This window comes from Alteromonas alvinellae (assembly GCF_902705805.1).
Map to the genome: position 1 here is coordinate 7,904 of NZ_CACSIH010000143.1, position 15,753 is coordinate 23,656.

11 protein-coding genes and 1 tRNA gene (1 of these 12 running past the window's edge) are annotated in these 15,753 nt (G+C 46.2%); all 12 read left to right on the forward strand.

From position 1 onward, the window contains the following. Window positions 1–21, forward strand: a tRNA-Trp gene (locus ACX5KA_RS10600); it begins 56 nt to the left of the window's first position. 81 nt (window positions 22–102) lie between these two features. Then, on the forward strand, window positions 103–480 hold the full coding sequence (secE, locus tag ACX5KA_RS10605) for a preprotein translocase subunit SecE (protein WP_014951045.1): 378 nt from the start codon (window positions 103–105) through the stop codon (window positions 478–480). Window positions 481–484: 4 nt separating this feature from the next. Continuing rightward, complete coding sequence (gene nusG / locus ACX5KA_RS10610) at window positions 485–1,036, forward strand: transcription termination/antitermination protein NusG (protein WP_014951044.1); 552 nt, start codon at window positions 485–487, stop codon at window positions 1,034–1,036. A 250-nt stretch (window positions 1,037–1,286) separates the two neighbouring features. After that, window positions 1,287–1,715, forward strand: coding sequence for a 50S ribosomal protein L11 (rplK, locus tag ACX5KA_RS10615; RefSeq protein WP_014951043.1), 429 nt, complete (start codon window positions 1,287–1,289; stop codon window positions 1,713–1,715). A 4-nt stretch (window positions 1,716–1,719) separates the two neighbouring features. After that, window positions 1,720–2,415 carry a 50S ribosomal protein L1 gene (gene rplA, locus ACX5KA_RS10620; protein WP_014951042.1) on the forward strand — a complete coding sequence of 232 codons (696 nt, stop codon included), beginning with the start codon at window positions 1,720–1,722 and terminating at the stop codon, window positions 2,413–2,415. A 306-nt stretch (window positions 2,416–2,721) separates the two neighbouring features. Then, window positions 2,722–3,240: a 50S ribosomal protein L10 gene (rplJ, locus tag ACX5KA_RS10625; RefSeq protein WP_014951041.1), complete on the forward strand. Its 519-nt coding sequence runs from the start codon at window positions 2,722–2,724 to the stop codon at window positions 3,238–3,240. Window positions 3,241–3,297: 57 nt separating this feature from the next. Then, entirely contained in the window at window positions 3,298–3,675 is a 378-nt protein-coding gene (rplL, locus tag ACX5KA_RS10630) for a 50S ribosomal protein L7/L12 (RefSeq protein WP_015068303.1), read from the forward strand. Window positions 3,676–4,000: 325 nt separating this feature from the next. Continuing rightward, entirely contained in the window at window positions 4,001–8,029 is a 4,029-nt protein-coding gene (gene rpoB / locus ACX5KA_RS10635; RefSeq protein WP_458731105.1) for a DNA-directed RNA polymerase subunit beta, read from the forward strand. A gap of 81 nt (window positions 8,030–8,110) precedes the next feature. Continuing rightward, window positions 8,111–12,283 (forward strand): DNA-directed RNA polymerase subunit beta', encoded by a 4,173-nt coding sequence (gene rpoC, locus ACX5KA_RS10640; RefSeq protein ID WP_039217580.1) that lies wholly within the window; start codon window positions 8,111–8,113, stop codon window positions 12,281–12,283. A 309-nt stretch (window positions 12,284–12,592) separates the two neighbouring features. Then, the gene (gene rpsL, locus ACX5KA_RS10645) at window positions 12,593–12,967 is read left to right on the forward strand and encodes a 30S ribosomal protein S12 (protein WP_014951037.1); all 375 of its coding nucleotides are present in this window, start codon (window positions 12,593–12,595) and stop codon (window positions 12,965–12,967) included. 75 nt (window positions 12,968–13,042) lie between these two features. Continuing rightward, window positions 13,043–13,513 (forward strand): 30S ribosomal protein S7, encoded by a 471-nt coding sequence (gene rpsG, locus ACX5KA_RS10650; protein WP_014951036.1) that lies wholly within the window; start codon window positions 13,043–13,045, stop codon window positions 13,511–13,513. A gap of 27 nt (window positions 13,514–13,540) precedes the next feature. Further along, on the forward strand, window positions 13,541–15,643 hold the full coding sequence (gene fusA, locus ACX5KA_RS10655; protein ID WP_039217587.1) for an elongation factor G: 2,103 nt from the start codon (window positions 13,541–13,543) through the stop codon (window positions 15,641–15,643). Window positions 15,644–15,753: the final 110 nt, after the last annotated feature.

Here is a 15,753-nt window from a genome sequence, read left to right on the forward strand (position 1 = left end):
CGAGTCCCTCCACCCCTGCCAAATTTACTTAAACTAAGAATTTTTAAGTTGCGCATTTTTTAGATGCGTAAAACAACGACGCTGTAGTGCTAGGATCGTAACATGAGCGAAAAGACGGAAAATCAGTCCAATGCATTGGACATGTTTAAATGGGTAGTGGTTTTTGCACTACTTGCCGGTTTAGTAACCGCTAATACAATGTACGGTGAGATCTCGGTGCTATACCGTGCCATCGCGATTGTTGTAGTTGTTGGTATAGCTGGTTTTATCGCGGCAACTACCGAAAAAGGTAGCACCTTCTTGAGCTTTGCTAAAGAGTCTCGCACAGAAGTTCGCAAGGTTGTATGGCCAACTCGTCAAGAGGCAAACCAAACTACACTTATCGTGCTTGCAGCGACGTTAATCATGGCACTAATTTTATGGGGACTAGACGGCATCATCGTTCGTGTAGTTGGCTTTATTACAGGAATAGGAGCATAAGCGTATGTCTGAAGAAGAAGCAGTAAAGAAAAGATGGTACGTAGTTCAAGCCTATTCACAATACGAGTCTCGCGTTAAGAAGACCCTGCTTGAATACATCAAAATGCACAATATGGAAGACTACTTCGGTCAGGTACTAGTACCAACAGAAGAAGTAGTTGAAATGCGTGCAGGTCAAAAGCGTAAGTCTGAGCGCAAGTTCTACCCAGGTTACGTATTGGTAGAAATGGCGATGACAGAAGAGTCATGGCACTTAGTGAAAAGCGTACCTCGCGTACTTGGTTTCATCGGCGGCACATCTGATCGCCCTATGCCAATCACGCAGAAAGAAGCAGACGCTATCCTAAATCGTCTTGAAGAAAACGTTGATAAGCCAAGACCAAAGACGTTGTTCGAGCCAGGCGAAGTTATTCGCGTTATCGATGGCCCATTTGCAGACTTCAACGGTGTGGTAGAAGAAGTAGACTACGAAAAGAGCCGCGTAAAAGTATCGGTACTTATTTTCGGTCGTTCTACACCGGTAGACCTAGAATTTGGTCAGGTAGAAAAAGGCTAAGCCTACTCAAGCTACCGTATAGCATTTTTAAAAAGCCCCGTTTGACGGGGCTTTTTTGTATAAGGTCTTCGGTTAAAAGGCGAGAGCGTAAAAATACTGACCTTTCGATGGTTTTTTATTCTAATTAGCCCTTGCATAGTAATTAATCACCTTATATAATGCGCGCCCTTTTAAACGGAAACGGGAAGCCGATTGAGCAAATAATCTCTGTATTTGCGAGGCGTTAGACCCAAACAAGAGAGCATGTAAAATGGCTAAAAAAGTAAGCGGTATTATCAAGCTTCAGGTTGCAGCAGGCGCTGCTAACCCAAGTCCACCAGTTGGTCCTGCACTAGGTCAACACGGTGTAAACATCATGGAATTCTGTAAGGCTTTCAACGCGAAAACAGAAAGCCTTGAGAAAGGCGCTCCAGTACCAGTAGAAATTACTGTATACGAAGATCGCTCTTTCACATTCGAAACTAAGACTCCTCCTGCGTCTTACCTGCTTAAGAAAGCAGCGGGCATCAAGAGTGGTTCTGGCCGTCCTAACACTGAAAAAGTGGGTAAAGTTACTCGCGCTCAGTTGGAAGAGATTGCTAAAACTAAAGAGCCAGACCTTACTGCAGCTGATCTAGATGCAGCGGTACGCACTATCGCGGGTTCTGCTCGCTCAATGGGCTTGAACGTAGAGGACTAATCGAATGGCTAAATTAACTAAACGCGCTCGCCTAATCCGCGACAAAGTTGACTCTACTAAAGAGTACGAAATCAACGAAGCAGTAGCGCTTCTTAAAGAACTAGCAACAGCTAAGTTCGCAGAAAGCGTAGACGTATCTGTTAACCTTGGTATCGATGCGAAGAAATCTGACCAAAACGTTCGTGGTGCAACTGTACTACCTAACGGTACTGGTAAAGACGTTCGCGTTGCAGTATTCACTCAAGGTGCAAATGCTGAAGCAGCTAAAGAAGCTGGTGCAGACATCGTTGGTATGGATGACCTAGCTGAGCAAGTTAAGAAAGGCGAAATGAACTTTGACGTAGTAGTTGCTAGCCCAGACGCAATGCGTGTTGTTGGTCAACTAGGTCAAATCTTAGGTCCACGTGGCCTTATGCCTAACCCAAAAACTGGCACTGTAACGCCTGACGTTGCAACGGCAGTTAAGAACGCTAAAGCTGGTCAGGTACGCTACCGTAACGATAAGAACGGTATCATCCACGCTAGCATTGGTAAGATTGCGTTCGAAGCGAACCAAATTCAAGAAAACCTTGAAGCGCTACTTGAAGCACTTAAGAAAGCTAAGCCTTCTTCTGCTAAAGGTACATACATCAAGAAGATCAGCCTAAGCACTACAATGGGTGCAGGTGTTGCTCTTGATAAGGCTTCTGTAGGTCTTTAATTTCGCTGAGCTTAGGCTCATCGAAATCTCTTAAAGGTTATGGGTTGGAGCTGTGACAATTAGCAGTGCTAATAAGCAGCTCCCGTCCTAGACCGCAGGTGCGGTGTGGTGAAAGAGGTAAGAGAACTTTCACAGTCAACACACTGCTTAATACAACAACCTGCGCAGACGGTGGTTTGACTCAGACTCTCTGGGGTAACAAACACCGTAGAGCGGTATCAACCATGAGGGTTGGTATCAATCTGTGAACCCTGACGGCGTAAGCGGGTAACCGCAGACAAAGTCAGATACAAAGAGGTGAACTCAGTGGCACTAGGTTTAGCAGCAAAAAAAGAGATCGTAGCAGAAGTTTCTGAAGTTGCGTCTCGCGCTCTATCCGTAGCCGTTGCTGAATACCGTGGGATGGAAGTTGCAGAACTGACTGACCTACGTGTTAAAGCTCGTGAGCAAGGCGTATACCTAAAGGTTGTACGTAACACTCTTGCAAAGCGTGCTCTAGCAGACAGTCAATTTGCAGACTTAGACAGCGCCTTAACTGGTCCGCTTATCTATGGTTTCTCTATCGACGCACCAGGCGGTGCGGCACGTCTTTTCAAAGACTTCGGTAAGACTAACGATAAGCTAAAAGTTACAGCACTATCTATTGGTAGCGGTCTTCTTGGTCCAGAGAAATTGGACGCAGTTGCAGCACTACCTACCCGCGACGAAGCGCTTGCGAAACTACTTGCAACCTTCAAAGCACCAGTTGGGAAATTCGTTCAAACAATCAACGAAGTTCCTGGCAAGTTTGTGCGCGTATTGGCGGCGGTCAAAGACACCAAGTAATTGGCGTTTTTGGCATATTGATTTTTTTAACATTTTATACCCAGGAGTTTAGAGAACATGGCTCTAACTAAAGAAGATATCTTAAACGCAATCGCTGAAATGCCGGTAATGGAACTGGTAGAACTAATTGAAGCGGCTGAAGAGAAATTCAACGTATCTGCTGCAGCTGCTGTTGCTGTTGCTGGTCCAGCTGCTGGCGGCGACGCTGCTGCTGCAGAAGAAAAGACTGAATTCGACGTTGTAATGACTTCATTCGGTGGCAACAAAGTTGCAGTTATCAAAGCAGTTCGCGGCGCGACTGGCCTAGGTCTTAAAGAAGCTAAAGAAGTAGTTGAGTCTGCTCCTAAAGCAATCAAAGAAGGCGTAAGCAAAGATGAAGCTGAAGCACTTAAGAAAGAGCTTGAAGAAGCTGGTGCAGAAGTAGAAATCAAGTAATCTGACCTAGTCAGATTATTGCCTGAGACGGCAAGGCTGGTGGTTTTTTGAACCACCAGCCTTTTTGCGCTGTATAGTGTGTAGAAACTAACCCTTGGTTACACTACTTAAAGCGCCATTCGGAAATACCCATAAAAAGCATAAAAATCCAACAAGTTAACTAATAATTGGTTAAATTTTGTTGTATGCTGGTGTATCTGCCCGAAAAAGGGTTGTGGAAGTTTGTTGCTTAGTGCGCCATTTGAAACGCAGCTTTTAGCCCATAGCACGCGTTTTAAAGCATTTTGCAGCAGGTTGGGTCATAAATCAGCAGGCTGAGGAACCCATGGTTTACTCTTATAGCGAAAAGAAACGTATCCGTAAGGATTTTGGCAAACGCCCACAGGTATTGGAAATTCCATACCTTCTTTCAATTCAGCTTGATTCTTTCAAAAAGTTTATTGAGACCGATCCGGAAGCTCAATACGGTTTGGAAGCAGCATTTCGTTCCGTTTTTCCAATTAAAAGCTACTCAGGTAGTTCAGAGCTTCAATATGTAAGCTACCGCCTGGGAGAGCCCGTTTTCGACGTTAAAGAATGTCAAATTCGCGGCGTAACTTTCTCTGCTCCGTTAAGAGTAAAACTACGGTTAGTGTTGTTCGATAAAGACGCTGCGCCAGGTACCGTAAAAGATATTAAAGAACAAGAAGTGTACATGGGCGAGATCCCGTTGATGACTGAGAACGGTACGTTCGTTATCAATGGTACAGAGCGTGTTATCGTGTCACAGCTACACCGTTCACCTGGTGTATTCTTTGATCACGACAAAGGTAAAACCCACTCGTCAGGTAAAGTGCTTTATAACGCACGTGTAATTCCTTACCGTGGTTCGTGGTTAGACTTCGAGTTTGACCCGAAAGATAACCTATTCGTACGTATCGACCGTCGTCGTAAGTTGCCTGCAACGATTATCTTACGCGCACTTGAAATGACGTCTGAAGAAATCCTAGATACTTTCTTCGACAAAGTAAGCGTACGTATCGACAAAGACAAGCTAATGATGGAAGTGGTTCCAGATCGCCTACGTGGTGAGACGGCTGCTTTTGACATCATTGACGGTGAAGGCAACGTTGTTGTTGAAACGGGTCGTCGTATTTCTGCGCGCCACACGCGTGCACTAGAAAAAGCCGGTCTTACAGAACTTGAAGTTCCAGCCGATTACCTAATTGGCCGTGTTTACGCAGCTACTTATGTAAACGAAGACACAGGCGAAGTGATTGTAAGCGCGAATGACGAACTAACCCTTGAAAACCTAGCGGCACTTAGCCAAGCGGGCATCAAAGAGTTCGAAACGCTTTACATCAACGAGCTAGATCACGGTTCATACATTTCAGATACGCTACGTATCGATTCTTCAACTAACCGCCTTGAAGCACTCGTTGAAATTTACCGTATGATGCGTCCTGGTGAGCCACCAACGAAAGATGCAGCTGAAACCTTGTTCGATAACTTGTTCTTCTCTGATGAACGTTACGACCTATCTTCTGTTGGCCGCATGAAGTTCAACCGCCGTCTTGGCCGTGAAGAACTAATTGGTGCTGGTACACTAGATAAAGAAGACATTATTGCTGTAATGAAGCAGCTAATAATGATTCGTGACGGTAAAGACGAAGTAGATGACATCGATCACCTAGGTAACCGTCGTATCCGTTCTGTAGGTGAAATGGCAGAGAACCAATTCCGCGTTGGTCTTGTACGTGTTGAGCGTGCAGTTAAAGAGCGTCTAAGCTTAGGCGACCTAGACAACGTGATGCCACAAGATCTTATTAACGCTAAGCCTATCTCGGCTGCGGTTAAAGAGTTCTTCGGTTCATCTCAGCTATCTCAGTTCATGGACCAAAACAACCCGCTTTCAGAAGTAACGCATAAGCGTCGTATTTCTGCATTAGGCCCGGGTGGTCTTACACGTGAACGTGCAGGCTTCGAAGTTCGAGACGTACACCCGACTCACTACGGTCGTCTATGTCCAATCGAAACGCCGGAAGGCCCGAACATCGGTCTAATTAACTCATTGGCGAGCTTCGCGCGTACCAATGACTTCGGTTTCCTAGAAACGCCGTTCCGTCGCATTGTTGACGGTGTGGTGACAGACGAAATCGATTACTTATCTGCAATTGAAGAAGGTCAATTCGCAATCGCTCAGGCAAACATCGCGTTGACTGAAGCAGGCGAGTTGGTTGACGACCTAATTCCATGTCGTCACCGCGGTGAAACTACTTTGATGCCGAAAGAAGACATCAAATACATGGACGTTTCACCTCAGCAAATCGTTTCAATTGCTGCAAGCATTATCCCATTCCTAGAGCACGATGATGCGAACCGTGCACTAATGGGTGCTAACATGCAACGTCAGGCAGTACCAACACTACGCGCTGATAAGCCGCTAGTTGGTACCGGTATGGAAAGAACTATCGCGGTTGACTCAGGTGTTACTGTAGTTGCTAAGCGCGGTGGTGTGGTTGATTACGTAGATGCCAGCCGTATCGTTATTAAAGTAGACGAAGATGAAATGCTTCCAGGTGAAGCGGGTATCGATATCTACAACCTGACTAAGTACACACGTTCTAACCAAAACACGTGTATCAATCAGAAGCCTACTTGTAGTGTTGGCGACCCGATTGTTGCAGGTGATGTGCTAGCTGATGGTCCTTCAACAGACCTAGGTGACCTTGCACTTGGTCAGAACATGCGTATCGCGTTCATGCCGTGGAATGGTTACAACTTTGAGGATTCAATCCTTATTTCTGAGCGTGTAGCGCAGGAAGACCGTTTTACTACTATCCACATTCAAGAGCTTAGCTGTATCGCTCGTGATACTAAGCTTGGGCCAGAAGAAATTTCTTCTGATATCCCGAACGTGGGTGAATCTGCACTAAGCAAGCTTGATGAGTCAGGTGTTGTTTACATTGGTGCGGAAGTGAAAGGCGGTGACATCCTTGTAGGTAAAGTAACGCCTAAAGGTGAAACGCAGCTTACGCCAGAAGAGAAACTACTACGTGCAATCTTCGGTGAGAAAGCGTCTGACGTTAAAGATACGTCTCTACGTGTACCTAACTCTGTTCACGGTACGGTAATCGACGTTCAAGTATTTACCCGTGACGGTGTAGAGAAAGACAAACGCGCGCTAGAAATTGAAGATATGCAGCTACGTCAGGTTAAGAAAGACCTTACTGACGAGTTTGAAATTCTTGCAGACGGTATCTTTGCCCGTGCGCAAACTGCACTTCTACGTGCTGGTGTTGACCAAGCTAAGCTTGACAGCCTGCCGCGTGAAAAGTGGTTTGAAATCGCACTTAACAGCGAAGATGCACAGCTAGAGCTAGACCAAATTGCTGATCAACACGCTGAAATCAAACTTGATTTCGATAAGAAGTTTGAAACTAAGCGTCGTAAGATCACTCAAGGCGATGACCTAGCTCCTGGCGTACTTAAGATCGTTAAGGTTTACCTTGCGGTTAAACGTCACATCCAACCTGGTGACAAGATGGCCGGTCGTCACGGTAACAAAGGTGTTATCTCGACTATCCAGCCTGTAGAAGATATGCCATACGATGCTAACGGTACGCCGGTAGATATCGTTCTTAACCCACTAGGTGTACCGTCTCGTATGAACATCGGTCAGATCCTAGAAACGCACTTGGGTATGGCTGCACACGGTCTTGGTGTGAAGATTGATCGCATGATTAAAGAGCAGCGTGAGCTGGCTGAACTACGTGAGTTCTTGAAGAAGGTGTACGAGCTTGGTGAGAATCACCAAGAAGTTGACATCGATAGCTTCACAGACCACGAAGTACGTCGTCTAGCTGAAAACCTTCGTAAGGGTGTTCCAGTAGCAACGCCTGTATTCGACGGTGCACGTGAATCTGAAATCAAAGAAATGCTGAAGCTTGCTGATATTCCAGAAAGCGGTCAGATTTCATTGTTCGACGGTCGTACCGGTCGCGAGTTTGAGCGTCCAGTTACGGTTGGTTACATGTACATGCTGAAACTGAACCACTTAGTAGACGACAAAATGCACGCGCGTTCTACGGGTTCTTACAGCCTTGTTACACAGCAGCCTCTTGGTGGTAAAGCACAGTTCGGTGGTCAGCGCTTCGGTGAGATGGAAGTGTGGGCACTTGAAGCATACGGTGCAGCATATACCCTTCAGGAAATGCTTACTGTTAAGTCAGATGACGTTAACGGCCGTACCAAGATGTACAAGAACATCGTCGATGGCGACCACAGAATGGAGCCTGGCATGCCAGAGTCATTCAACGTACTACTTAAAGAAATTCGCTCGTTGGGTATCAACATCGAGCTTGAAGAAAAGTAATACGGCAATCGCCGCGTAATGTTATGAGATGGCCCGGTGCTTGCTCCGGGCTCTAGAGACTGACTCCGCTGGGAGAGTAATGTGAAAGACTTATTAAAGTTTCTAAAGCAACAAAACAAGACTGAAGAATTCGATAATATTCGAATCGGTCTGTCTTCACCTGACATGATCCGTTCATGGTCATTTGGTGAAGTTAAAAAGCCTGAAACAATCAACTACCGTACGTTCAAGCCTGAGCGTGACGGTCTGTTCTGTGCGCGTATCTTTGGTCCGGTTAAAGACTACGAGTGTCTTTGCGGTAAGTACAAGCGCCTTAAGCACCGTGGTGTTATCTGTGAGAAGTGTGGCGTTGAAGTTACACTGACTAAAGTACGTCGTGAGCGTATGGGTCACATCGAGCTAGCTAGCCCGGTTGCACACATTTGGTTCCTTAAATCACTTCCGTCTCGTATCGGCCTAATGCTTGATATGACACTTCGTGATATTGAACGTGTACTTTACTTTGAATCATACGTGGTTACAGAGCCAGGTATGACTACGCTTGAGCGCAGCCAACTTCTTAACGAAGAAGAGTACTTGGATGCACTTGAAGAGCACGGTGATGAGTTTGAAGCGAAGATGGGTGCTGAAGCAGTATTCGATCTTCTTACAGCACTAGACGTAGACGCAGACGTTGCGGCTATGCGTGAAGAGCTGCCTTCAATCAACTCTGAAACTAAGCGTAAAAAGATTACTAAGCGTCTTAAGTTGCTTGAGTCATTCCAACAGTCTGGTAACAAGCCAGAGTGGATGATCATGACGGTTCTTCCGGTACTTCCACCAGATCTACGTCCTCTAGTACCACTAGATGGCGGCCGTTTTGCAACGTCTGACCTTAACGACCTATACCGTCGTGTAATTAACCGTAACAACCGTCTTAAGCGTCTTCTAGACCTAGCTGCTCCAGACATTATCGTACGCAACGAAAAGCGTATGCTTCAAGAGTCTGTTGATGCGCTTTTAGATAACGGACGTCGTGGTCGTGCGATTACCGGTTCTAACAAGCGTCCACTTAAGTCGCTTGCAGACATGATTAAAGGTAAGCAAGGTCGTTTCCGTCAAAACCTTCTTGGTAAGCGTGTTGACTACTCAGGCCGTTCTGTAATTACCGTTGGTCCTACGCTACGTCTTCACCAGTGTGGTCTTCCTAAGAAGATGGCACTTGAGCTATTTAAACCGTTTATCTACGGTAAGCTTGAAGCACGTGGTCTAGCGACAACAATCAAAGCAGCTAAGAAGCTTGTAGAGCGCGAAGCACCAGAGGTTTGGGACGTACTAGACGACGTTATCCGCGAACACCCGGTACTACTTAACCGTGCACCTACACTTCACCGTTTGGGTATCCAAGCGTTCGAACCAACACTAATTGAAGGTAAAGCGATTCAGCTTCACCCGCTAGTGTGTGCGGCGTACAACGCCGACTTCGACGGTGACCAAATGGCGGTACACGTACCGTTGACAATCGAAGCACAGCTAGAAGCTCGTGCGCTAATGATGTCGACGAACAACATTCTGTCACCTGCGAACGGTGAGCCAATTATCGTACCTTCACAGGACGTTGTATTGGGTCTTTACTACCTAACGCGTGACAAAGTAAACGGCTTAGGCGAAGGCATGGTATTTACCAGCCCGAATGAAGCAGAAAAAGCATACCGTACAGGTAATGCTGAGCTTCACTCACGCGTTAAAGTACGTATTACTGAATATGACATCGATGAAGATGGCAACAAAACTGAGAAAGTAACACTGACAGATACTACTGTTGGTCGTGCGATTTTCTCATTGATCCTTCCAAAGGGTCTGCCATTTGAAATCATCAACCAAGCGATGGGCAAGAAGCAAATCTCAAAACTGTTGAATGCTTGTTACCGTACGCTAGGTCTGAAAGACACAGTAATTGCTGCTGACCAAATCATGTATACCGGTTTCCACTACGCGATGATCGCGGGTGCGTCTGTTGGTATCGACGATATGGTTATCCCTGCTGCTAAGAAAGACATCATCGATGCAGCGGAAGCAGAAGTTATTGAAATTCAAGAACAGTTCCAAAACGGTCTTGTTACCGCGGGTGAGCGTTACAACAAAGTTATCGATATCTGGTCAAATGCCAACGAGAAAGTTGCTAAGGCCATGATGGATAACCTTAAGACTGACATCGTAATTAACCGCGATGGCGAAGAAGAAGAGCAATCATCATTTAACTCTGTTTACATGATGGCCGACTCGGGTGCTCGTGGTAGTGCCGCTCAGATTCGTCAGCTAGCTGGTATGCGTGGTCTGATGGCTAAGCCAGATGGCTCAATCATCGAAACCCCAATTACGGCGAACTTCCGTGAAGGTCTGAACGTACTACAGTACTTCATCTCAACTCACGGTGCTCGTAAAGGTCTTGCGGATACCGCACTTAAGACAGCGAACTCGGGTTACCTAACGCGTCGTCTAGTAGACGTTGCACAAGACTTGGTAATCACTAACGACGACTGTGGCACATTCGAAGGTGTTCAAATGACACCACTAATCGAAGGTGGTGACGTTGTTGAGCCACTACGCGAGCGTGTACTAGGTCGTGTGGTAGCAGAAGATGTACTTAAGCCAGGTACTAACGAAGTACTAGTAGAGCGTAACGTTCTTCTAGACGAAGCGTTAGTAGACATGCTGGAAGCTAACTCAGTTGACCAAATCATGGTTCGCTCGGTAATCACTTGTGACAACGACTTCGGTGTTTGTGCGAAGTGTTACGGTCGTGACCTTGCACGTGGTCACATGGTGGGTAGCGGTGAATCGGTTGGTGTTATTGCAGCACAGTCAATCGGTGAGCCAGGTACACAGCTTACCATGCGTACGTTCCACATCGGTGGTGCGGCATCAAGAGCATCTGCTGAGAACAGCGTACAAGTTAAGACGGCGGGTAGCCTTAAGCTACACAATGCGAAATTCGTACGTAACTCTGACGGCAAAGTGGTTATCGTTTCTCGTTCAACAGAACTTACTGTTATCGACGAGCAAGGCCGTGAGAAAGAGCGCTATAAAGTACCTTACGGTGCTGTACTTAGCGTGGATGACGGTGCAACTATTGCAGCTGGCGACATTGTTGCTAACTGGGATCCGCATAGTCACCCAATCATCACTGAACGTGCAGCTAAGATTAGCTTCGCAGACATTGATGACTCTAACACCGAAATGCAGCAAGACGAGCTTACTGGTCTAACCCGTATCGTTGTTAAAGACCTTGCGAAAGTAAACTCTAAAGAGCCTAAGCTAATTCTTGAAAGCGACGAGTTCGGTCTTCAAGAAATTCGTCTTCCAAGCTTCACAACCATCGAAGCGAAAGAAGGCAAAGTGGCTAACGAAGGTGACGTGCTAGCACGTATTCCTCAGGAAAGCTCGAAGACTCGTGATATCACGGGTGGTCTACCGCGCGTTGCGGACCTATTTGAAGCACGTAAGCCTAAAGAGCCTGCAATTCTTGCAGAAATCTCAGGTACTATCGGCTTCGGTAAAGAGACCAAAGGTAAGAAGCGTCTTGTAATTACACCTGCTGAGGGTGACGCATACGAAGAGATGATTCCTAAGTGGCGTCAGCTTAACGTATTCGAAGGTGAGAAAGTGGAAAAAGGCGAAGTTATCGCTGATGGTCCGGAGTCTCCACACGATATCCTACGTCTACGTGGTATATCAGCAGTAGCAAACTACATCGTGAACGAAGTTCAGGAAGTATACCGTCTACAGGGTGTTAAGATTAACGATAAGCACATTGAAGTAGTTATTCGTCAGATGCTACGTAAGTGTATTATCACTAACCCAGGCGATACGCAGTTCCTTGAAGGCGAACAGGTTGAAGTATCGAACGTGAAAGTGGCTAACCGTGAAATTGAAAAACACGGCAAGATCCCAGCGCAGTATGAAACACAGCTGCTTGGTATCACTAAAGCGTCACTGTCTACTGAGTCATTTATCTCAGCGGCATCGTTCCAAGAAACAACACGTGTTCTAACTGAAGCTGCGGTTCAAGGTAAAGAAGATGACCTACGCGGTCTGAAAGAAAACGTAATCGTTGGTCGTCTAATTCCAGCGGGTACAGGTTTCGCTTACCACGAGCGCCGTGCACAAAAACGCAAAGAGCAAATCGAAGAAATGTCAGTTTCTGCTGCTGAAGCAGAACAGGCACTAACCGAAGCGCTTAACGCAGGTGCAGACGAAGATACTGCCGAATAAGGCAAGATCATAGGAGTACGTTAACGTACTCCTAACAATTTGGCAGTCATGTTGTACAGATTGCAGATAAATTAACTGCTTAACCTTTGTACACCTTGACAGTCAGAGCGATGATCTTTAATATTCCGCGACCCGATTTTGGATAGCCATCAAGTGGCTCGATAAACGGTCGCGGTTTTTTGTATCAGCGCTCAGTGAATGTTGACGAGCACAATGTTCACAAACAAGCGCGATTAAGCAATTAATCGCATTAATATGGACCCAATCACAGTGATTGGGTTTTCGTAGTTTTTAATCAGGAGCTAGTTAATGGCAACAGTTAACCAGTTAGTGCGCAAGCCGCGTAGAAAGCCCGTTGAAAAAAGCAACGTAGCTGCTCTACAAGCTTGTCCACAAAGACGTGGTGTATGTACTCGTGTATATACTACTACGCCTAAGAAACCAAACTCTGCACTACGTAAAGTATGTCGTGTACGTCTAACTAACGGTTTTGAAGTTTCTTCATACATCGGTGGTGAAGGTCACAACCTACAAGAGCACAGTGTAGTACTTATCCGTGGTGGTCGTGTTAAAGATCTACCAGGTGTTCGTTATCACACAGTTCGCGGTACTCTTGACTGCGCAGGTGTAAACGATCGTAAACAAGCCCGTTCTAAGTACGGCGCGAAGAAGCCTAAGTCATAACGGTTCTCCGTTAGTAAGGCCAAACTGAAGTTTAAGAGTTTTGGGTTTTCCCTGAATTCATACGGAGAATAGAAAATGCCAAGAAGAAGAGTCGTAGGTCAACGTAAAATCCTACCAGAGCCAAAATTTGGTTCACAACTGCTTGCGAAATTCATGAATGTCGTAATGCTCGACGGCAAAAAGTCAGTCGCTGAAAAAATCGTTTACGGTGCGCTTGATATTGTTGCTGAAAAAACCGGCAAAGCACACCTAGATATCTTCGAGGAAGCGCTTGATAACATCCGCCCAACAGTAGAGGTTAAGTCTCGTCGTGTTGGTGGTTCAACTTATCAGGTTCCAGTTGAAGTACGTCCAGTTCGTCGTAACGCGCTAGGTATGCGTTGGATGGTTGAAGCTGCACGTAAACGTGGCGAAAAGTCTATGGCACAACGCCTAGCGGCTGAAATGCTAGACGCAGCAGATAATAAAGGTTCAGCGGTTAAGAAACGTGAAGACGTTCACCGTATGGCCGAAGCAAACAAAGCGTTTGCTCACTACCGTTGGTAATCAACGTTATTTAACTGAGAGAGATTTATGCCTCGTAAGACCTCGATTGAGCGTTATCGCAATATTGGTATTGTGGCTCACGTGGACGCGGGTAAAACCACGACCACAGAGCGTGTTCTGTTTTATACAGGACTGTCTCACAAAATCGGTGAAGTGCACGATGGTGCTGCTACCATGGACTGGATGGAGCAAGAGCAGGAGCGTGGTATTACTATCACGTCTGCTGCAACGACTTGTTTCTGGTCTGGTATGGAGCAACAGTTCGATCAACACAGGATCAACATCATCGACACCCCTGGACACGTTGACTTTACTATCGAAGTAGAGCGTTCATTGCGTGTACTAGACGGTGCAGTGGTTGTTTTCTGTGGGTCTTCTGGGGTAGAACCTCAATCAGAGACAGTCTGGCGACAGGCTGACAAATATCAAGTGCCACGCCTTGTGTTCGTTAATAAGATGGACCGGGCTGGCGCTGATTTTGAACGTGTTGTGGGTCAAATCCGCAAGCGTTTAGGCGCAAACTGTGTTCCGATTCAAATCAACATGGGCGCTGAAGAGAATTTCCATGGCGTCATCGACCTTGTGAAGATGAAAGCCATCAACTGGAATGAAGAAGACATGGGTATGACATTTACCTATGAAGACATTCCGGCTGAATATTTAGATACCGCTGAGCAGTACCGTACCGAAATGATCGAAGCGGCTGCAGAAGCATCTGATGAGCTAATGAATAAATACTTGGAAGGTGAAGAGCTTTCTGAGGAAGAAATTCGTTCAGGCCTTCGTCAGCGTACGCTGAACAACGAAATTGTTCTTGCCACCTGTGGCAGTGCCTTCAAAAACAAAGGTGTTCAGGCAGTACTAGACGCGGTTATTCATTATCTTCCGTCTCCAACAGAAGTTAAGGCCATCACAGGTGTACTTGACGACAAAGACGAGACAGAAGCAGAGCGTCATTCAAGCGACGATGAGCCGTTTTCAGCGCTAGCATTTAAAATAGCGACAGACCCATTTGTAGGTACGCTAACCTTCTTCCGTTGTTACTCTGGTGTAGTAAACACGGGTGATACGGTTTACAACCCTGTTAAGGGCAAGCGTGAGCGCTTTGGTCGTATTGTGCAAATGCACGCGAAAGACCGTGAAGAAATTAAAGAAGTACGCGCAGGTGACATCGCTGCGGCCATTGGCCTTAAAGATGTAACAACCGGTGATACGCTTTGTGACCCTAACCATGTTATTACGCTAGAGCGTATGGAGTTCCCAGAGCCGGTAATTTCAATTGCGGTTGAGCCTAAGTCGCAAGCTGACCAAGAGAAAATGGGCATAGCCCTAAGCAAGCTTGCAGCTGAAGATCCGTCATTCAAAGTTAAAACTGACGACGAGACAGGCCAGACAATTATCTCAGGTATGGGTGAACTTCACCTTGATATCATTGTCGACCGCATGAAGCGCGAATTTAAAGTTGAATGTAACGTAGGTAACCCTCAGGTTGCTTATCGTGAAACCCTTCGTAAATCTGTTGAAGTTGAAGGGAAGTTCGTTCGTCAGTCAGGCGGCCGTGGCCAATTTGGTCATGTATGGCTGCGCATTGAGCCTCAAGAAGAAGGTTCAGGCTACGAATTTGTGAACGAAATCGTCGGTGGTGTGGTACCAAAAGAGTTCATTCCAGCGGTCGATAAAGGAATTCAGGAGCAGATGCGAAGTGGTGTTCTTGCAGGGTATCCAGTACTTGATGTAAAGGTTACCTTGTTCGACGGTTCATACCACGATGTTGACTCTTCTGAAATGGCGTTTAAGATCGCCGGCTCTATGGGTTTCAAAAAAGGCGCCGCAGAAGCAAATCCGGTGTTACTTGAACCCACAATGAAAGTTGAAGTGACTACTCCAGAAGACTGGATGGGTGATGTAGTTGGTGACATTAATCGTCGCCGCGGCATGATCGAAGGTATGGAAGATGGCGTCGCAGGTGTTAAAATAATACGTGCAAAAGTGCCGCTTTCAGAAATGTTTGGCTACGCAACTGATTTGCGTTCACAAACACAAGGTCGTGCTTCATACTCAATGGAGTTCTTCAATTATTCTGAGGCGCCGAACAATGTGGCGCAGGCTATTATTGAATCTAGAATTTAATCTAAATGAAGGTTCGGTCCGGTCTATTGGTGGGTCGGACTTTTAACTTAGGAAACGAGAAAAATGGCAAAAGAAAAGTTTGAACGTACGAAACCCCACGTAAACGTGGG